Below are 19,678 nucleotides of genomic sequence, written 5' to 3' on the forward strand. Positions count from 1 at the left end.
GCCCGCAGCGCGCCGAGCCTTCACTGCGGCTCGGCCGCGGGCAGCCGGTCCAGCGCCTCGATCAGCGGCTGCAGCTGGGCCAGCACTGCGGCCAGCGCATCGGCCTGGCCCTCGCCGTGGCGCACCGACTCCTCCAGCTGGCCGGCCAGCCGGGACAAAGGCCCCATGCCCAGCGCCCCCGAGACGCTGCGCAGGTCGTGCGCCAGCCGACGCGCCCGCGGCAGGTCGTGCGCCAGCGCGGCCTGCATTTGCGGGCCGAAGTCGCGCTGCATGTCGCCAAAGCGCAGCAGCAGCCGGCGGTACAGCGGGTCGTTGTGGCCGGCGGCAGCACGGCCCACGGCCGCGTCCAGACCGGGCACCTGGGCCAGCGGATCGGACGGCTCGGGCGGTGGCGCCGGTCGCCGGCCTGCGCCGGGCGCCATCCAGCGGGCCAGCACCTCGAACATGCGGGCCACGTCGATGGGCTTGGCGATGTGGTCGTCCATGCCGGCCGCAAAGGCGCGCTCGCGGTCGCTGGCCATCGCGTTGGCGGTCATCGCGATCACCGGCAAGGCGGCCCAGCGCGGCTGCGCGCGGATGGCGCGGGTGGCCTCGTAGCCGTCCATCACCGGCATCTGGCAGTCCATCAGCACCGCGTCGAAGTTCATGTGCTGCAGCCGCTCCAGCGCATCCTGGCCGTTCTCGGCCACCGTCACCTGCAGGCCGGCGCTGGCCAGCAGCTCGGCGGCCAGCTCCTGGTTGATGAGGTTGTCCTCCACCAGCAGCACGCGGCGCCCGGCCAACTGCCGCGCCTGCGGCGGCAGGCCGTCACCGGCCTCGGCAGCGTCGTCGGCGGGAGGCGGCAGCAGACCCAGGGCCGACAGGCAGGCGCGGCGCAAGGCCTGCGGCGTCACCGGCTTGGCCAGCACCTCGCGACGCCGGGTGCCCGGATGCTGCAGGCGCTGCAGCAGTTCATCGCCGTTCAGGCTGCCGGTGAGCAGCACCACCGGCAAGGCATCGCCGATCTGCTGCGCGCACTGCAAGCCGTCCATGCCGGGCATGTCGCGGTCCATCAGCACCAGTTCGTAGGGCAGGCCTTCCTGCGGCAGCAGGGCCACGCGCCGCAGCACGTCCCAGCCGTCCTTCGCGCAGTCGGGCACCAGGCCCAAGCCGGCGGCCATGTCGGCCAAGGCTTCGCAGGCGCCTCGGTGGTCGTCCAGCACCAGCACATGGCGGCCGGCCAGCAGGGGCACGCGCGCCTCGGGCTGCTGCGGCTGCAGCTCGAACTCGGCGGTGAAGCTGAATTCGCTGCCCGCCCCGGGCTGCGACTGCACGCCGAGATGGCCCCCCATCTGCCGCACCAGGTGGCTGGAGATGGCCAGCCCCAGGCCCGTGCCGCCGTGCCGGCGGGTGGCCGAACTGTCCACCTGCTCGAACGGGCGGAACAGGCGCTCGCACTGGGCCGCGTCCATGCCCACGCCGGAGTCGCGCACCGCAAAGCGCAGCGTGGCGCGCGGTCCGCAGCGCGACAGCAGCTCCACGCTCAGCGTCACCTCGCCACGCTCGGTGAACTTCACGGCATTGCCGCCCAGGTTGACCAGCACCTGGCCCAGCCGCAGCGCATCGCCCACCAGCGCGGTGGGCACCTCGGGCGGCAACCGGAAGATGAGTTCCAGCCCCTTCTCCTCGGCCTGCAGGCCCACCATGCTGGCCAGGCTGTCGATCACCTCGCTCAGGTCGAAGGGGGCGCTGTCCATTTCCAGCTTGCCGGCCTCGATCTTCGAGAAGTCGAGAACGTCGTTGATGATGCCCAGCAGCGAATGCGCGGCCCGCTCCATCTTGTGCACGTAGCGGCGCTGCCGCTCGTCGAGCCCGCTGGCCAGCGCCAGCCGCGCCATGCCGAGGATGGCGTTCATCGGCGTGCGGATCTCGTGGCTCATGTTGGCCAGGAAAGCGCTCTTGGCATTGGCGGCGGCGCGCGCCACCTGCTGTGCCTCGGCCAGCTCGGTGATGTCGCGCCAGGCGCCATGGATCACACGGCTGCCGTCGGGCCGGCGCACCGCGGTGGACAGCGCCTCGATCCAGCGCACACGGCCATTGACCCGGGTGCGGAAATGGATGCTGCCTACCAGGCCATGCGTCAGCGAGGCATCCACCCAGGTTTGCGTCCAGGCCAGATCGTCCTCGTGCACGCAGCGCCAGCGCTGCTCGGGGTCGCGCATCAGCTCTTCGGCGGTGCAGCCCAGGAGTTCGTGCACGCCGTGGCCGACGAAGGTGAAGGGACTGCCCGATGGACCCACCGAGCGCTGGAACACCACCACCGGCAGTTCGTTGGCAATGTCGTCAATGAACTGCCGCGCATCACGCAGGGCGACTTCGTCCTGCCGGTGCCGGGCCCGCTCCTGCCGCAGCTGCCGGTGCACCACGAACAGCCAGGCCGCCAACAGCACCAGTGCCGCCAGGCACAGCCAGCTCCACAGCGGCCATGCGGCATCGGCGGCAGGCATCGCCACCATGCCGACACCCGCCTGGAACCTGCCGATGTTGCCGAACCGAGACCCGGTCATGCACTCCCTGCCCGCTACTGCCTTGCCGGGGCGCCATTGTGCCCAAGCGACCGCAGGTGATCGTGGAAGCCGGCTTCAGCCGCCCTCGGTAAGGCGCGTGGGATCCAGCAGCTCGGCCAGCTGCTCACGCGGCAACTCGGTGCGCTCCAGCGCCACGTCGAGGATGGGTCGGCCGTCCTTGTAGGCTTCCTTGGCGATCTGCGCGGCCTTGGCGTAGCCGATCACCGGGTTCAGCGCAGTCACCAGGATGGGGTTGCGGTCCAGCGCCTCCTTCAGCCGCGCCTCGTTGACGCGGAAGCTGGCGATCGCCCGGTCGGCCAGCAGCCGGCTGGCATTGGCCAGCAGGCCGATGCTTTCCAGCAGGTTGCGCGCCACCACCGGCAGCATCACGTTCAACTCGAAGTTGCCCGACTGGCCGGCCAGCGTGATGGTGGTGTCGTTGCCGATCACCTGCGCGGCCACCATCGCCACCGATTCCGGGATCACCGGGTTCACCTTGCCGGGCATGATGGAAGAGCCGGGCTGCAGCGCCTCCAGCTCGATCTCGCCCAGGCCGGCCAGCGGCCCGCTGTTCATCCAGCGCAGGTCGTTGGCGATCTTGGTCAGCGCCACCGCCACCGTCTTGAGCGCACCCGACATCGCCACCGCCGCGTCCTGCGAGCCCATGGCCGCGAAGAAGCTGGGCGCCCGCGTGAAACGCAGGCCGGTCAGCTCGGCCAGCTCGGCATGGAAGGCCGCCACGAACTGCGGATGCACGTTGACGCCGGTGCCCACCGCGGTGCCGCCCTGCGCCAGCTTCAGCAGCGACTGCTGCGCATGCGCCACCTGCTGCGCGCCGTGGCTCAGCTGCTCGGCCCAACCGTCCAGCACCTGGCTCATGCGCACGGGCATCGCGTCCATCAGGTGGGTGCGGCCGGTCTTGATGCTGTTGTGCAGCGACTCGCCCTTGCGACGGGTGACGGCCACCAGGTGCTGCAGCGCCGGCATCAGCTCATGCTCCACCGCCAGCGCGGCGGCCACGTGCAGCGTGGTGGGAATGGTGTCGTTGCTGCTTTGCCCGGCATTGACGTGGTCGTTCGGGTTCACTGGCTGGCCCAGCGTGCGGCTGGCCAGCGTGGCCACCACCTCGTTGGCATTCATGTTGGTGCTGGTGCCCGAGCCGGTCTGGAACACGTCGATCGGGAACTGGACCATGAAGTCGCCTTCGGCCGCCTGCGTGCAGGCCTGCGCGATGGCCTGCCCCAGCTCGGGCTCCAGCTGGCCGATCTGGGTGTTGGCCCGCGCCGCGGCCGCCTTGACCAGCAGCAGCGCCTTGATGAAGCCGGCGGGCATGCGCTGGCCGCTGACCGGAAAGTTCTGCACCGCGCGCTGGGTCTGGGCGCCGTACAGCGCATCGGCCGGCACGGCCACCTCGCCCATGCTGTCAGTCTCGATCCGGGTGTCGGTCATACATCGTCCTCGTGGTGGATAGGCCGCCCAGTGTGGTGCCGCAGGCAAGGCCCATACTGCGGGGTGGCTATGCCGGGTCCGCCTCGCGGGCGGCGATGCGCGACAGCAGCCAGGCCATGGCCACGTAAGGCCACAGCCAGCCGATCCAGCGCGCCAGGCCATGGAAGCGGATGAAGCGCCCCTGCTCCCAGGCCTGCAGGCTGGCCGCGAAGTAAGGATCGGATGGCGCCTGCGCCACCAGGGCCACCAGCGCGGTGAGCGCCATCAGGCCCAGCGCTGCGGCCAGCCGCCGGCCCGCCAGCGAGCACAGCAGCGCCAGCGCCACGCCGCCCGCCAGGGCCGGCAGGCTGGTGGGCGTGAGCCAGGCCAGCGCATGGTCGGGCCCGAAGTTGAGCGCGGTGGACAAGGTGGTGGCACCGAAGGCCAACCCCGTGGCGCCGGCCACCAGCACCAGCCGGCGCCAGCCGCGGGCCGTGACGGCAAAGGCCACCAGGCAGGGCCCCAGCAGCCCCAGCGCGATGGCGGCGCTTTCGTGCAGCGGCGTCAGCGGCGGCTCGGGCGCCAGCGAAGGCTCCAGCCACTCTTCGGCCAGCGGCTCCCACGGTGTGTCGGCCAGCGCCGTGGCGGCAAACTGCCGCAGTTCGTCACCGAACTGGCCCACACCCAGCGGCACCGGCTGCGGAAACAGCAGGCCCACCGGCCACAGCAGCAGCAACGCGATGGCGCCGGCGCTCTGCTGCACGAACCAGCGCTGGCGCAGGCGCTGCCAGGCCACGTCCAGCCCCAGCCGGTGGGCCAGCGCGGCCAGCGCCACGCCCAGTGCGGCGCCGCCAGCATTCATCACCCAGTCGCGCAGCGAGGGCACGCGCGTGGCCAGGAAGGTCTGCGTCACTTCCATGCCGTAGGACAGCGCGGCCGGCAGCGCCAGCGCCAGCAGCGCCGCCTTCCAGGCCCGCATGCCACCGCGCACCGCGCCGCCGAACAGCAGCACGCCCAGCGGCAGGTAGCCCAGGAAGTTGGCCACCTCGTCGAAGCGGTCGCGCCAGCGCGGCCAGGGCAGCGCCATGAAATCGGCCAGCGCATGGCCGGCCGGCCAGCGCCAGGGCCCGAACGGGTAAAGGCTGGCGTAGACGATCAGCAGTGCGTAGGCCCAGGCCAGCGGAATGGCCGAACTGCGCTGGCCCGCCATGCTCAGAACGGCTTGACGACGACCAGCAGCACGATGGCGATGAAGAGGATCACCGCCGACTCGTTGAACACGCGGAACCAGCGCTCGCTGTGCTTGTTGGAGAAGGACTCGAACTTGCCCAGCAGCAGGCCGCAGGCGTGGTGGTAGCCCAGCACCAGCAGCACCAGCGCCAGCTTGGCATGCAGCCAGCCGCCCTTGAGGCCGAAGCCCAGCCACAACCACAGGCCCAGCACGAGCGCTGGCACGGCCAGCACCGCCATGAAGCGGTAGAGCCGGCGCGCCATCACCAGCAGGCGCTCCCGCTCGGCATGGCTGTCGGCCGGCACCTGTGCCAGGTTGACGAAGATGCGCGGCAGGTAGAACAGGCCGGCGAACCAGCTGGCCACGAAGACGATGTGGAAGGCCTTGACCCAGAGGTATGCGGAACTCATCGGGCCATTATGGACAGCGAGCGCAGCGAACTCGGGGGCCAACCACCCGCCCGCCGGGCCGCCCCAAGGGCGGGTGCGCCCCCTCGGGGGGCCGCGAGCGCAGCGAGCTTGGGGGCACCATGAAAAGAAGAGCCCCGGACCGGCCGGGGCTGCAAAACCTTGCCGTGCTTGTCGACAAGGCACCTGCTCAGGGAGGAAAAGCAGGGGATGGCGACCTTGCGGCTACCATCCAGATGTGATTTTAGCCGCTGAAACAGCATTTGTTACAGCCCCGGTACAAGGGCAAACCAGAAGCTGAGCAGCTCTTACCGAAGAAAGCACCGCCGTGAGCTCCTTCCACCTGCCCCCGCTGCCGCCCTACCCCGCCAGCCGTCCGCGCCGACTGCGGCGCGACAGCTTCACCCGTGCGATGGTGCGCGAGCACCAGCTGAGCACCTCCGACCTGATCCTGCCGGTGTTCGTGCTCGAAGGGCAGAACCAGGTGCAGGACATTGCCAGCATGCCCGGCGTTCAACGGCTGTCGCTGGACCGGCTGCTGCCGGTGGCCGAAGAATGCGTGAAGCTGGGCGTGCCGGTGATGGCGCTCTTCCCGGTGATCGACCCGCAGCGCAAGTCGCCCGATGGCCGCGAAGCCACCAACCCCGACGGCCTGGTGCCCCGGGTGGTGCGTGCACTGAAGGACCGCTTCCCCGAGCTGGGCCTGCTGACCGACGTGGCGCTGGACCCCTTCACCACCCACGGCCAGGACGGCCTGCTGGACGACACCGGCTACATCCTGAACGACGAGACGGTGGAAGTGCTGATGCAGCAGGCGCTGGTGCAGGCGCAGGCCGGCGTGGACATCGTGGCGCCCAGCGACATGATGGACGGCCGCATCGGCGCCATCCGCGGCGCGCTGGAATCGCAGCGCCTGATCCACACCCGCATCATGGCCTACAGCGCCAAGTACGCCAGCGCCTTCTACGGCCCCTTCCGCGACGCGGTGGGCAGCAAGGCCAACCTGGGCAAGAGCAACAAGCAGGTCTACCAGATGGACCCGGGCAACAGCGACGAGGCCCTGCGCGAGGTGGCGCTGGACATCGCCGAAGGCGCCGACATGGTGATGGTCAAGCCCGGCATGCCGTACCTGGACATCGTGCGCCGCGTGAAGGACCAGTTCCGCGTGCCCACCTTCGCCTACCAGGTGAGCGGCGAGTACGCGATGCTCAAGGCCGCCGCCAACAACGGCTGGCTGGACGGCGAAGCCGCGATGATGGAAGCCCTGCTCGCCTTCAAGCGCGCCGGCGCCGACGGCGTGCTGACCTACTTCGCGCTGGAGGCAGCGCGGTTGATCAGGCAGCGCTGAAGCGCTGCCGGCAGGGTGACCGGCTCACCCCACCGGGTACGGGTCGTGCAGCCCCAGGCCCTTGAGGATCTCGCGTTCGCGCGCCTCCATGGCCTCGGCCTCGTCGTCTTCCTCGTGGTCGTGGCCCTGCGCATGCAGCGCGCCGTGCACCAGCAGGTGGGCGTAGTGGTCGGCCACCGGCAGGCCCATCTCGGCGGCCTCGCGTTCCACCACCGGCGCGCACAGCACCAGGTCGGCCACCACCACCGGCTCATGCTGGTAGTCGAAGGTGAGCACGTTGGTGGCGTAGTCGCGCTGGCGGTATTCGCGGTTCAGCGCCTGGCCTTCTTCGGCGTCGACGATGCGCACCGTGATCTCGGCCGGGCCTGCCAGCGCGGCGCGCAGCCAGCGCATCACGCGGTGGCGCGGCAGGTGGGCGCGGTGGCGCGGGTCGGGCTGCTGCAGCGACAGGTTCAGTTCCACCGCCATGCTCACACCCCGCCGCGCACGCCTTCGGCCTCGTAGGCCTCGACGATGCGGGCCACCAGCGGGTGGCGCACCACGTCGGCCGCGGTGAAGCGGGTGATGGCGATGCCCTTGACCCGGCGCAGCACCCGCTCGGCCTCGATCAGGCCGCTCAGCGTGCCCTTGGGCAGGTCGATCTGGCTGACGTCGCCCGTGACCACCGCCTTGGCGCCGAAGCCGATGCGGGTGAGGAACATCTTCATCTGCTCGCTGGTGGTGTTCTGCGCCTCGTCCAGGATGACGAAGGCATGGTTGAGCGTGCGCCCGCGCATGAAGGCCAGCGGCGCGATCTCGATCGTGCCCTTCTCGAAGGCCTTGGTCACGCGGTCGAAGCCCATCAGGTCGTACAGCGCGTCGTAGAGCGGGCGCAGGTAGGGGTCCACCTTCTGCGTCAGGTCGCCGGGCAGGAAGCCCAGGCGCTCGCCCGCCTCCACCGCCGGGCGGGTGAGCACGATGCGCTGCACCTGGCTGCGCTCCAGCGCATCCACCGCGCAGGCCACCGCCAGGAAGGTTTTGCCGGTGCCGGCCGGGCCGATGCCGAAGGTGATGTCGTGGCCCAGGATGTTGCGCAGGTACACCTGCTGGTTGGGCGTGCGGCCCTGCAGGTCGGCCCGGCGGGTCTGCAGCACCACCTCGCCGGCACCGGGCACGGGCGCTTCGTCGTCGGCGCGGGCGCCGCGCTTGCGGGCGGGTGTCGCATCCTGGGTGGCCTGGGCCAGCGCCAGCTGGAAGAACTCGGGCGGAATAGGACGGCGGGCCCGGTCGTACAGGCTTTGGAGCAGCAGCACCGCCCGCTCGGCCGCGGCCTTGGCACCTTCCACGCGGAACGACTCGTTGCGGCGGGCGATGCGCACATCGAAGGCGGCCTCGATGGCACGCAGGTGCTCGTCGAGGTTGCCGCACAGGTTGGCGAGCCGCTGGTTGTCGGGCGGAATGAAGGCGTGGCGGAGGATCAAGTGGATGGGCCTGCGGTTTCGAGGAACTCTTCACATTGTCGCGCCCGCAGCGGTACCCGGGTTCACGGGGTGGCTCCTGCACAATCCGCGCTCCATGCGCCATGTCCGCCTTCGTGTCATGAACTCATCGGCGGGCCTGAGGCTCGCCTGGGGCCTGTTGTTGGCCCTGGCGGCCAGTCTGTGGCTGGTGGCCGCCGCACGGGCGGTGCCCGAAGCCCCGGCGGCCGCGGGCGGCCTCAAGCCCATCACGCTGAACCAGGCGCTGAGCGCCGAGGGCGACAGCCTGGTGTTCCCGGTGGCCACGCCCAGCTGGCCGGTGAGCCTGCCGGACGACTGGGCCGAGACGCGTCCGCGCCACCTGGGCCCCATCTGGTACCGCGCCGCCTTCGACGCGCAGGGTCTGCAGGGCAGCGGCGCCCTGCTGGGCCTGTTCATCGAGCGGGTGTGTTCCAACGCCGAGGTGTACCTGAACGGCCAGCTGCTGCACGTGGCCGGCCGCATGCGCGAGCCCATCACCCACAACTGCCAGCATCCGCAGCTGGTGGCGCTGCCGTCGACCCTGCTGCGCGACCGCGACAACCTGATCGACATCAAGGTGGCCGGCCATCCGCTGGAGCGCGTGGCTTCGTGGCAGCGGGCGGGCGGGCTGTCGGCGCTGCAGGTGGGGCCGTACGACGAGATGGCACGCCGCCATGCCACCGAGTACGCGATCGACGTCTCGCTGCCGCAGGCGGTGAGCGCCACGCTGGCGCTGCTGGGCGGCATGCTGATGGCGCTGGGCGTGATCAACGCCCGCGAGCGGCACCTGGCCTATTTCGGCGCGCTGTCGCTGGGCTGGGCGCTGGTGACGGCGCGGCTGTGGTGGCGCAACATGCCGCTGCCCAATTACGACGCCGAGCTGCTGGTGGTCTCGTGCATGCCGCTGGTCACGCTGGCGGCGGTGCAGTTCGTGCTGCGCTATTCGGGCACCCGGGTGGCCAGCGTCAGCGCCGCGCTGTATGCGCAGTGCGCGGTGGTGCCGGCCACGCTGCTGATCGGCGGCGCCAACCGCCTGCACACGCTGGCCACGCTCTGGTATGCGGTGCTGCTGCTGGAGGTGGCGGTGGCCGTGGGCTGGCTGCTGTGGAGCACCTGGCACACGCGGCGCCAGCGCATGCTGGCCGCCGGCAGCGCGCTGCTGGGCGCCGCGGTACTGGCCGGGCTGGAGATCGCGCAGCAGCGCGGCCCGCTGGCCACCGGCTGGCAGCTGCTGTCGCACATGGCCATTCCCATCGTGTTCGTGGCCACGGGGCTGCGCCTGACCTCGCAGCACGGCCGAGCGCTGCAGGTGGCCGAAGAAGGCCGCGAGACGCTGGCGCAGAAGGTGAAGGAGGCCACCGCCGAGATCGAGCGCAACTTCGCCCAGCTGGCCGAGCTGCGGGTGGAACAGGTGACCGAGCGCGAGCGCAAGCGCATCGCGGCCGACCTGCACGACGACCTGGGCGCCAAGCTGCTGACCATCGTGCACACCAGCGACGACCAGCGCATCAGCACGCTGGCGCGAGAGGCGCTGGAGGAGATGCGGCTGTCGGTGCGCGGCTTGACTGGCCGGCCGGTGCGGCTGATCGATGCGCTGGGCGACTGGCGAGCCGAGGTGGTCTCACGCCTCGGCCAGGCCGGCATGGAAGGCGAATGGACCTCGCCCACCGACGACGTGCCGCAGATGCTGTCGGCCCGCGCCTATGTGCAGACCACCCGCATCCTGCGCGAGGCGGTGAGCAACATCATCAAGCACAGCGGCGCCAGCCAGTGCAAGGTGCGCTGCACCATCGCCGAGGGCGACTTCCAGTTCGTCATCCAGGACAACGGCAAGGGCATTCCGCTGGAACTGGACGGCCGACTGGACCGCGGACACGGCATGTCGAGCATGAAACACCGCGCGAAACAACTCCAGGGCCAGTGTTTGGTGGAATCCGGCCCCGGTTATGGCACTGTGATCCGTTTGACCCTGCCGCTTGAACCGCACAGCTCAAGTTCCTAGGCTCTGGTTTCGATAACCGTTCTTTCCCCCCAAGGCCTCGCCATGAAGACGATCCTGCTGCTCGAAGACCTGCCGGAGATCCGCGCCTGGCTCAAGGCGTTGGTGATGCAGGTGTTTCCCACCGCGCAAATCTCCGAAAGCGCCCGCGTGCACGACGCCATCGCGCTGGTGCAGGCGGTGCAGTTCGACCTGGCGCTGATCGACCTGGGGCTGCCCGACGGCTCGGGCCGCGACGTGGTGGAAAAACTGCGCGAGCTGCAGCCCGAGGCGCAGTCGGTGGTGGTCACCATCCACGACGACGACGAGCACCTGTTCCCGGCGCTGCAGGCCGGTGCCTACGGCTACATCCTGAAGGAGCAGCCGCGCGAGCTGATCACCGAGCAGTTGCAGCGCATCAGCCAGGGCGAGCCGCCGCTGTCGCCGTCGATCGCGCGCCGCGTGATCTCGCACTTCGCGCAGCAGGCCAAGCCGCAGGCCGACCTGATGCCGCATGTGTCGCTGACCGAGCGCGAGACCGAGGTGCTGCTGCGAGTGGCCAAGGGCTTCACGCTGCCCGAGATCGGCGTGCAGCTGAACCTGTCGCGCCACACCATCGCCGACTACGTCAAGCAGATCTACCGAAAGCTGAACGTCAGCTCGCGCGCGGAAGCTGCATTGGAAGCGCAACGGCTGGGCCTGTTCCGCCGGTCATGACCTTCGGGCCGGGATAATCCGGCCATGATTGGACGACTCACCGGCGTCATCGCCGAAAAGACGCCACCGCAGGTGCTGGTGGATGTGCACGGCGTGGGCTACGAGGTGGACGTGCCGATGAGCACGTTCTTCAACCTGCCGGCCCTCGGCGGCCAGGTCAGCCTGCTGACCCACTTCGTGGTGCGCGAGGACGCGCAGATCCTGTTCGGCTTTCTCACCGCCGAAGAACGCGCCACCTTCCGCCAGTTGGTCAAGATCAGCGGCGTGGGGCCGCGCACCGCGCTGTCCATCCTCTCGGGCCTGTCGGTGGCCGAGCTGGCGCAGGCCGTGAGCCAGCAGCAGGCCGGTCGACTGGTGAAGGTGCCGGGCATCGGCAAGAAGACGGCCGAGCGGCTGCTGCTGGAACTCAAGGGCAAGCTGGGCCCCGACCTGGCGCTGCCCACCGAAGCCCCGGCCAGCGACGCCCAGGCCGACATCCAGCAGGCCCTGGTGGCCCTGGGCTACAACGAACGCGAAGCCGCGGCTGCGCTGAAGAAGCTGCCGGCCGATATCGGGGTGAGCGAAGGCATCAAGCAGGCCCTGAAGGCCCTGTCCTGAGCGGAGAAGCCAGGGCGCAGCTGCGAGCGCTGGCCCGTACAGCTTCACAAAGGCGGCCCTGCTGGAACAAGCTTCGCACTGCGGTGCGTGACTTCATCCGAAGCCTATCTTGACTCGTGGGTCCGCGGACACAGGTGCAGGTGCAGGTGCAGGTGCAGGTGCAGGTGCAGGTGCAGGTGCAAGCGTTATCGAGAGGTAGCGACGATGTCCCTGCCGGTCACGGGACCTTATCTCAATCCAACGTCTGCTCGGGCTCCCTGAGGAAGCACGCGTTGTTAGTTTCGAGCGAATAGCTGCTGCATTGGCACAGCTGGCCTTTTCAGTGGCCAAACTCTGACCAAGCATTCAATGCGGAGGCCGGCCGCATTGAATTCCGGCACTAATCTCCCTTGTAATTCATGCCCCGCGGGCGGTTAATTTTGGCATTACACAGAGCACATACAAGTGCCAGACTTCCAACTTATAGTGTGACGCAATGGGATCTTGCCCGGCCGCGCACCAAGTTGCAGCCAATCGCCATTCGTTGGAGGTCGAGATGAAGAAGCTGATTTACAGCATCGCCGCCTTGTCAGTTTCTGGATACTGCATGGCCCAGGCGAGCGACTCCGATTTCATTGGCTCGTATGTAGCCAAGGAACGCAGCGGCGCGGAATTTGTCGTGCTTCGAGTGATAGCAAACGCCGGCAAGCTCATGGCTTCAGAAGGGGAAAGCTCAAGCGTCCTGTTTGAGGTGGAGCTTGCGTCAAGGCAGGATATTCAGAGGCTTCTTTCCGTACTAGACAGGCCTTTGATTGCAGCTCAACTTTCTGGCCTAAAGGTGCGCGACGGCTCCAGGGAAAAGATCATCCTATTGAAAGTGCCACTCGGTACCGTGCTCGAGCGTGAAGCCTCCACGACTGGCTACGTGGTCTTAGGCATGGGACCGGTCGAGGTGACAAAGCGATGATACTGGCCATCACGCGTTGGCTCACTGGTCTGGCCCATGGCGCTCTGTGATATTGCCTCCTGCCGGCGGTCGATTGCAAATAAGTCGTCGTGTCAGCGCCCACTCGCTACTCGGGATAGTAGCCTCTACGCCGAGGGTTGTCCGTGAAGACCGGCATGCGTGTCGGCGGCTTTGGAACAGGCCAGCCGTTGGCCGCGGCCCATGCTTTGATGTCGGCAATTTCCCCCGGGGGTTCGCCCTGCGGGCACTCATGCAGGCAGTACCACTTATCGGCATGCTTGCCGATCACGGGTTTGTGGCGGTCGAACCGGCTCCAGCCGACGAACTCCTGAATGTAGGTGCCGTGGGGATAGTTCTTCTTGTATCTGGAATTCGGGCGGCCGTAACTGGTCACGTCGATGTATGGGCGCTCCGGCTCCTGCATCTGCCAGGACCATTCGCGGCAGTTGAAGGGCGGAGTAGTCAGCCAGCTCTTGTCGGCCTGGTAATAATTGCCGTAGACGTAGTTCTCATCTTTTGGGCCAGCATAAGACGCTAGAGCCTCTGGGTTGCACAACGCGGGTGAAACGCCATCGGGTGTGTCTTCGCGGTGACCCAGATACCACCAGTCGAGGTACGCATACGGAGCATTGATGTCATCCCCGGCGGACAACATCACAGCCATCGTGCTGGAGTTGTTGATTCGACCCCGAAGAGAGCGACCGAAGCTGTGTGGCGTGATCACCCATCCATCATTGTCAAACTGAATGACGACAACTGCCAAATCCTTGGGGTACCTGGAAAGCTCGGGCTGGCTTGCCAAGTTCCAATGCGGTATGTTTACTACATAAGCAGGCTCAAAGTACTGCTCCCACCAAAATTGGCTGCGAGTGGCAGGGTCTTGGTCGCGTTCACTGGTGAATTTTCTTGCCAGTGCTTGAGCCTGCCTCCAGACGTGCGCAGGCGCTACATGAATAAAGTAGCGCATCTCCCAGGGCCTTGGAATCCACTCCAGATACCTAGGACGCAGCTCTGGTTGAGACTGCGCGGAACCGCATCCCAGCGCGAGGACAGCGAGCATCAATGCCATGATGGCGACTCTCTGCATGCGGTAAAGATGGATGGTCATGGAAACACCTTCGCGTCTTCCACTGTGATGTGCAAATGATGTGCGTGGGAGACCTGAATTGCGTCACCCTTGATTTGCTCATTCGGCATCGGTTCGATCTGGTCTCTGGTGTCAACCTCGATGTACCACGGGTCAAACAGCTGGCGCACGCAAGCGCACCGATACAAGGTTTGCCGGAAGGCCCGCACCTTCAACGGCTCATTCTTGTCCCGCTCCCTATTCCATAGCATCCAACTATTGCGTTCCGCCGCTCGCGCCGCCTGGAGCCGATCCGTCGCGGAAGACTGCTCCTGATCCCCGCCCACCCTTTGCTGTCGATCCCTCTCTTCTTTCGCCACCTTCACCTCCTCCTTGGCAGCCATCCACGCCAGATACCTTCGCCGCTCTTCATCACTCACATTGGCATCGGCGCCGGCCGACTTGGCTTTGCCGGTGATCAGTTCCTCTCGGTTCAGGTGGACGTCATCGATGTAGGTCACATCAAGCCCCAAACCCAAGCGGTGGGCCACAGAGCCCAGCATGGGACGCCAGCACGAGCTGATTCGCATGCGTTGCACGCCGTTGTCCAGGGCTGCATTGATCAAGGCTGCATACCCGCCCGGATGCACGCGGGTCAGCCCGTCCCTCTTCAGGTCGAAGCCTTTGATGTTGTCGCGGCAATTGCCAGCTTCGCTCTCCGGGAACTCCAGCGTGACCTGCTGCAGTTGGCCGGGGGCATCCGCCCTATCAACGCGCAGCTCGTTGCGAAGCAGAACCTGGTAGATGCGTTTGACAGCCGCGGCGACGTCGGCATGCGTGCCTGGCGGCAGCCGGCTGGCGACTTCCTCGGGCGTGTAGCGGTGGCTGAACTGCATCCAGGTATTCCCGGTCCACGCAGCTTCATACTCCTCCTGCGGGTGGCCCGGCGCGCTCTTGGCACGAACGAGCAAGGCCGCATCGTCGTGCAGGCCCTTCTTCTCGCGGATGTGGACACGTACGTTCTTGTCTGCGACCTGCACTGCGTAGAGTGGCTCCAGCCGCCAATCGGCGCTGGCGTCGCTGCCCAGGTGCAGTGCCACTTCATCGCCCGAGCGCGCGGCGACGGTGATGCTGCCGCTGGGGCGCAGGGCGAGCTTTTTGGGCTTGTCCTTGTATGCCGGCTGGATCTGCCCGTTCACCCGAACGGCGTATGGCAAGTTCAACGCTCCGCTTTGGCTGTGGAGGATGAACTCCACCATCAGCGGCATCGCGCAATCCACGACGCAGACCGGACTGCTGGTGATGGGCCGTGCCGTCGCTCGGGCCACGGTTGACGCTTCACCCATTTCAGCACCCCCGCTCGTCGTGCTCGTCCAGGGCTGGCGCATCATCGTGGTGAGTCAACCACTCCAGTCGAGCTTCCTGTGCCGTGGCGGACGGGATGCGCGCCGTCATGCCGTGTTCGTCAGTCTTGCCGAAGAACACCTGCCCATCTGCCAACGTGACGCGATAAGGCGCACTCGCGACCAAGCGTCCGGTGTTGCGCTCGACCGCGCGGAACTGGATGTGGAACCTGGCCGGTTCCTTGACCACGGGAAGTGACGGTGCAAGTACCGCCTTGCTTTGCGGTCCGGGCATGCCATGCACCGCCGCATGCGCCACCCAGGTGCCGGCGGTGTTCTCGGTGATGCCGTCAGCCTGCCACTGCGTCGCGCTGCCGCCGCCGTTGACGGTCACCGCCTCCTGGGCTTCGATGTGCACCCGCTGCGCGGTGGCGGTGATCTTGAGCTTGGCCAGCAGGTGGATGCTGGCTTCCACGGCCTTGAGTTCGATGCCGCTGGTGGCGCTGATGAGCTTGACGCCGGCCTTGTAGGCGAACAGACGAATTGCCTGGTCTGCACTGGCCAGCAGGCTCTTGCCCGCGCTGACGCTGGTGTGCCCGCCGCTGCTGATGGCGTGGTGCTGGCCGCTGTGCTGGTGGGTGCTCTGGGCGGTGGTGCTCTCGATGCCGGCGGGGCTGGCGAGGATGAGGTGGGGTTCCTGCAGTTCTGGGAACCGGCCTTCCTGGGCTTTGCCTGCGATGCCTTGGTTCTGCGCACTCAACGCCTGCGCCACCTCGTTCTGGTCGCCCTGCGTTTGAGCCTGATGCATCTGCGCCAGGTGGCCCAGGCTGTCGTGTTGACCCTGGGCCTGGTTCAGCCGCGCGATGGTTTCGCTGAGATCGGTGACGTGGCCTGTGGCCTTGCTTCTAGCTTCGGTGCTGAGGATCAAGCCGTCTTTGGCGCGGATGGCGCCGTGGCCGTCGGTGCGCAGCTCGAAGCCTTGGCCGCGGTGATCCTTGCGGCCCTGCCGGTCTTCGATGCGGGTGATGTGGCCCAGGGACAGCTGACTGTGCTGGTGGTCGCTCTTGAGCTGCGCCTGGATGGCCTGGTGGGTGTCGTCCAGCACCAGGTGGTTGGAGCGGCCCGCGGCGCTGTTGCCGCCGCCGAGCGTGAGTTCCCTGGAACGAAGGCCGCTGAGCGCCTGCTGGGCCGGCAGTTCCCACGGCGGTAGGTTGACCTGGTTGTAGACGCGGCCGGTGCAGATCGGCCGGTCGATGTCGCCGCCGATGAAGCTGACGATGACTTCCTGCCCCACCCGGGGCAGGTGCATGCCGCCCAGCTGGTTGCCGGCCCAGTCGCTGCTCACGCGCACCCAGCAACTGCTGTTGTGGGTGTTGGGACCGTACCGGTCCCACGGGAACTGGACCTTGATGCGGCCGAGGTGATCGGTGTAGAGGTTGGTTTCGGCCGTGCCCGCGTCAGGACCGCAGACTGTGGCGGTCTCGGGGCCGGGGATGTGGGGCTTGGCTTGGGTGGCCTCAGGCCGCAGCAGTTCGCTGGCGGGCTGCACCTCAAAGTCCACCGTGCAGCGCCATTGGCCGCCGAGGCGTTGGGCGTCTGACAGCGCCTTGGGCGCTCCAGCCCGCGCCGTGTCTTCGCTGACGTTCTCCACCACCAAGTCCGCCGCCAGCGTCAGGTAGTCGATGTTGGCGGCGTGCTGCGGATGCTCGCGCAACTTGAAACTGTGGCCGGCGGCGATGCCACGCACATGGCCTTGGCCGCGGGCGCGGTGGCCGATCTGCCGGAGGGCATCCATGCGCAGCCGGGCCAGGTGGCGGCCTTGGGCTTCGGTCTGGTTCGCGGTCTTGTCGGCGCCGCGGTTGGGTTGGCTCCAGTCGCTGGCGGGCAGGTGCACCGCGGCCTCACCCTCGCCGACGGTCTGGCTGCCGCGCCACAGGTACACGTCCTGGCCAGCCTGGCCAGCCTGGCCGGTGGGGCGCGCCGCACGAACCTTGGCGCTCAGCTGCGCCCGCGGGCGCGTGTGGTCGTATTCGCGGCTCTCGTAAGACCCGGCGGTCAGGCGGTCCACCGGCGCAAACGCGTGGATGTACTCCTCGTCGATCTTGTGGCCCGGCGGGTAGTAGGCGATGGCGTGGTAGCTGCTGTCGGGGTCATCCGCCTGCAAGGGCATGAAAGCGCCGTTGTGGTCACTGAGCACCAGCCGGTGCGCGCCGCTCGTGTGCTCGAAGTGGTGGTTGATGCCCCAGGCTTGCATCAGCCGGCACAGGAACTGGTAGTCGGTCTCGTTGTACTGGACCAGGTAGTCCACGACCGGGTACCGCTCGATGAGCCGCCACTCGACCGGGAAGATGTAGTCGTCCAGCACGGCGCGCAGCACATCAACCGGCGTCTGGTTCTGAAAGACCTTGCAATCAGTGCTCAGCGTGGCCAGGTACAGCCAGGGCCGCAGCGTCAGCTCGTACAGCGCGTGCCGGCTGTCTTCGCCCAGCAGGCGGGCTTCGGTGATCAGCGCGTTGATCTGGCGCTCGCCGGCGCCCTGGTTCCCAAGAAGGCCTGACCCGTGGCCTTCCAGCTCGATGGCGCAACAGATCTCGCGGCCCACCATGTCCGGCAGGCTGAAGTTGGCGCCGCGCAGCAGGCCGCCAAGCTCTGCCACCTCATCCGGCGTCTGCAGCACCAGCCGGTACTCGAACAAGCCGTTGACCGCCTCGCGGCCACTCAGCCGCAGGGGCACCAGCGCCGGCCGGCCCAAGTGCTGCGGGATCGCGGGGCTGGTGATCGTCAGCGCGCGTTCGCCGCTGAACAGGGGTACAGCGGGGCGTCTCTGGTTCATGTCGGCCAGACAGGTGTATGGGGAACAAGGCACCGAGCGTAGGAACTCGGGCCGAGCCAGACAACCATTGCAAGGAACTGTGACGACCTATCGGTCACCGCCTGGAAACTCCCTCAGGCTGTCCTCAGCTTCGGCCCCTCGTGGCTGACCTTCAAGGCAGCTATTCACCATCAAGAGGCCCGCAGCACCGCTGGCGGGCTTGATCTCATCGGGCCACTTGTGAATGCTGCACCTTCAGCCCGATTGCATCAGCGCCACAAACCGCCGCGCCGCAGGCCCCATGGGCCGCTCTTTCGACCACACCAGGTCCACCCACAAGGTGTTGCCGTTGGAGAGGTTCTCGAAGGCCATTTCCACCAGCCGGCCGGCCGCCACGTGCGGCTGCACCAGGCTGCGCGGCAGCCAGCCAAAGCCCACGCCGGCCAGGATGAGGCTCAGCGCCGCCAGCGCGTTGTCGGTGCGCCAGCGGTGGCGGGCGAACTCGAAGCGGCTGTCGCCCTGCGCCGGGTCGCGGCCGGCCACGACGATCTGCCGGTTGTCGATCAGGTGGTGCTCACACAGCTTTTCGCCCGGCGCCATGGCCTGCAGCGCCGGATGGCCGGGCGCCATCACCAGCACCAGCGTTTCGGCGCCGATTTCCTGAAAGCCTTCGCGCCCGTCCAGGCTGGGCCGCTCGAACACCAGCGCCAGCTGGGCACGGCCGCTGTGCAGCATGGCCAGCGCATCGGCCTGCGGGGCGGCCAGCACCTCCACCTCCAGCAGCGGGTAGTCCTGCGCCAGGCCCTGCAGCGCGTGGCTCCAGGGCGCGGTGAGCAGTTCGGGCGCAATGGCCAGCGTGAGCCGCGTCTCCAGCCCCTGCGACAGCGCCAGCGCATGCGCCTGCAGCTGGCGCGCCTGCGCCGCCAGCGCCCGCGCCTGCGGTGCCAGCGACAGCGCCGCCTGCGTCGGCCGCGGCTCACGACCGCTGCGGTCGAACAGCGTCAACCCCAGCTCGGCCTCCAGATGGGCCATGGCCATGCTGACGGCCGAGGGCACCCGGCCCAGCGCGCGGGCGGCGGCGGAAAAGGAGCCGTGATCCAGCACGGCCAGGAACACGGGTACGTTGTCGGCGGTGAAGGCCATGATCTGTCAGCGAAACTGAAAGAAGACGACTTTATATATCAGCACCGCGCAACTACAGTGGCGGCCCAAGGACAAGCAGGACAACCGCCATGCAAGGCATCAAGCGCCGAATCGTCTTCATCACGCTGTATGAAGCGATCGCCATCACCATCGTCGCCGTCACGCTGGCGCTGGTGTTCGGCCAGGGCCTGGGCCACTCGGGCGCGCTGGCGGTGATGAGCTCCATCATCGCGGTGCTGTGGAACCTGACCTTCACGCACTTCTTCGAGCGCTGGGAGGCCCGCCAGGCCGTGCGCGGCCGCAGCCTGAAGCGCCGCATCGCGCATGCCGTGGGCTTCGAGGGCGGGCTGGTGGCGTTGCTGGTGCCCACCTTTGCCTGGTGGCTGGACATCAGCCTGTGGGAGGCGCTGGTGGCCGACCTGGGCTTCGTGCTGTTCTTCCTGGTCTACACCTTCGTCTTCAACTGGGGCTTCGACCGCGTGTTCGGCCTGCCGTCCTCGGCGGCGCCGGGTGGGCAGGCCTGCACGCAGGCCTGAACGGGCAACTCAGTGTTCCGCCGCCGGGCCGCCCCAAGGCGGAACGCGCCCCGAGGGACCAAAGGGCCCTTCTGCAAGGGCCTGGGGGCCGCGAGCGCAGCG

16 protein-coding genes are annotated in these 19,678 nt (G+C 67.9%); 6 read left to right on the forward strand and 10 right to left on the reverse strand.

Annotation, left to right across the window (positions count from 1 at the left end; translation table 11 throughout):
• Positions 1–20 precede the first annotated feature (20 nt).
• The 4 genes from MW290_RS29505 to MW290_RS29520 form a co-directional block, all read right to left on the reverse strand.
• Positions 21–2,546 (reverse strand): PAS domain-containing hybrid sensor histidine kinase/response regulator, encoded by a 2,526-nt coding sequence (locus MW290_RS29505; RefSeq protein WP_250197912.1) that lies wholly within the window; start codon positions 2,544–2,546, stop codon positions 21–23.
• A gap of 75 nt (positions 2,547–2,621) precedes the next feature.
• Positions 2,622–3,995 carry a class II fumarate hydratase gene (locus MW290_RS29510; RefSeq protein WP_250197913.1) on the reverse strand — a complete coding sequence of 458 codons (1,374 nt, stop codon included), beginning with the start codon at positions 3,993–3,995 and terminating at the stop codon, positions 2,622–2,624.
• Positions 3,996–4,062: 67 nt separating this feature from the next.
• Entirely contained in the window at positions 4,063–5,184 is a 1,122-nt protein-coding gene (locus MW290_RS29515) for a VanZ family protein (RefSeq protein ID WP_250197914.1), read from the reverse strand.
• 2 nt (positions 5,185–5,186) lie between these two features.
• Positions 5,187–5,615: a CopD family protein gene (locus tag MW290_RS29520; protein ID WP_250197915.1), complete on the reverse strand. Its 429-nt coding sequence runs from the start codon at positions 5,613–5,615 to the stop codon at positions 5,187–5,189.
• Positions 5,616–5,940: 325 nt separating this feature from the next.
• On the opposite strand from MW290_RS29520, the gene hemB reads away from it, so the two are divergent.
• Positions 5,941–6,960 (forward strand): porphobilinogen synthase, encoded by a 1,020-nt coding sequence (hemB, locus tag MW290_RS29525; RefSeq protein WP_250197916.1) that lies wholly within the window; start codon positions 5,941–5,943, stop codon positions 6,958–6,960.
• 24 nt (positions 6,961–6,984) lie between these two features.
• Here hemB and ybeY read toward each other — a convergent pair whose 3' ends face one another.
• The gene (gene ybeY / locus MW290_RS29530) at positions 6,985–7,428 is read right to left on the reverse strand and encodes an rRNA maturation RNase YbeY (RefSeq protein WP_250197917.1); all 444 of its coding nucleotides are present in this window, start codon (positions 7,426–7,428) and stop codon (positions 6,985–6,987) included.
• A gap of 2 nt (positions 7,429–7,430) precedes the next feature.
• Positions 7,431–8,420 (reverse strand): PhoH family protein, encoded by a 990-nt coding sequence (locus tag MW290_RS29535; protein ID WP_250197918.1) that lies wholly within the window; start codon positions 8,418–8,420, stop codon positions 7,431–7,433.
• A 118-nt stretch (positions 8,421–8,538) separates the two neighbouring features.
• Here MW290_RS29535 and MW290_RS29540 point away from each other — a divergent pair, with 118 nt between their 5' ends.
• From MW290_RS29540 to MW290_RS29555, 4 genes are all read left to right on the forward strand, one after another.
• Positions 8,539–10,440: a sensor histidine kinase gene (locus tag MW290_RS29540; protein WP_310740137.1), complete on the forward strand. Its 1,902-nt coding sequence runs from the start codon at positions 8,539–8,541 to the stop codon at positions 10,438–10,440.
• A 42-nt stretch (positions 10,441–10,482) separates the two neighbouring features.
• Positions 10,483–11,133: a response regulator transcription factor EmbR gene (gene embR, locus MW290_RS29545; RefSeq protein ID WP_046110945.1), complete on the forward strand. Its 651-nt coding sequence runs from the start codon at positions 10,483–10,485 to the stop codon at positions 11,131–11,133.
• A 24-nt stretch (positions 11,134–11,157) separates the two neighbouring features.
• Positions 11,158–11,730: a Holliday junction branch migration protein RuvA gene (gene ruvA, locus MW290_RS29550; RefSeq protein WP_250197919.1), complete on the forward strand. Its 573-nt coding sequence runs from the start codon at positions 11,158–11,160 to the stop codon at positions 11,728–11,730.
• A gap of 535 nt (positions 11,731–12,265) precedes the next feature.
• Positions 12,266–12,676, forward strand: coding sequence for a hypothetical protein (locus MW290_RS29555; protein ID WP_250197920.1), 411 nt, complete (start codon positions 12,266–12,268; stop codon positions 12,674–12,676).
• Positions 12,677–12,782: 106 nt separating this feature from the next.
• Here the strand turns inward: MW290_RS29555 and MW290_RS29560 are convergent, their stop codons facing one another.
• The 4 genes from MW290_RS29560 to MW290_RS29575 form a co-directional block, all read right to left on the reverse strand.
• A complete protein-coding gene (locus tag MW290_RS29560) occupies positions 12,783–13,784 on the reverse strand; it encodes a hypothetical protein (protein WP_250197921.1) in 1,002 nt (333 codons plus the stop codon).
• Positions 13,781–15,133, reverse strand: coding sequence for a hypothetical protein (locus MW290_RS29565; RefSeq protein WP_250197922.1), 1,353 nt, complete (start codon positions 15,131–15,133; stop codon positions 13,781–13,783). Before MW290_RS29565 ends, MW290_RS29560 begins: the two co-directional genes overlap by 4 nt.
• Positions 15,090–17,918: a type VI secretion system Vgr family protein gene (locus MW290_RS29570; RefSeq protein WP_250197923.1), complete on the reverse strand. Its 2,829-nt coding sequence runs from the start codon at positions 17,916–17,918 to the stop codon at positions 15,090–15,092. The genes MW290_RS29565 and MW290_RS29570 overlap by 44 nt, the downstream gene beginning before the upstream one ends.
• Positions 17,919–18,152: 234 nt before the next feature.
• Positions 18,153–19,040, reverse strand: a complete 888-nt coding sequence (locus tag MW290_RS29575; protein WP_250197924.1) for a LysR family transcriptional regulator — start codon at positions 19,038–19,040, stop codon at positions 18,153–18,155.
• 89 nt (positions 19,041–19,129) lie between these two features.
• On the opposite strand from MW290_RS29575, the gene MW290_RS29580 reads away from it, so the two are divergent.
• Positions 19,130–19,576 carry a PACE efflux transporter gene (locus MW290_RS29580; protein ID WP_250197925.1) on the forward strand — a complete coding sequence of 149 codons (447 nt, stop codon included), beginning with the start codon at positions 19,130–19,132 and terminating at the stop codon, positions 19,574–19,576.
• Positions 19,577–19,678: the final 102 nt, after the last annotated feature.

It is taken from the genome of Aquincola tertiaricarbonis, assembly GCF_023573145.1.
Classification (GTDB): domain Bacteria; phylum Pseudomonadota; class Gammaproteobacteria; order Burkholderiales; family Burkholderiaceae_C; genus Aquincola; species Aquincola tertiaricarbonis_B.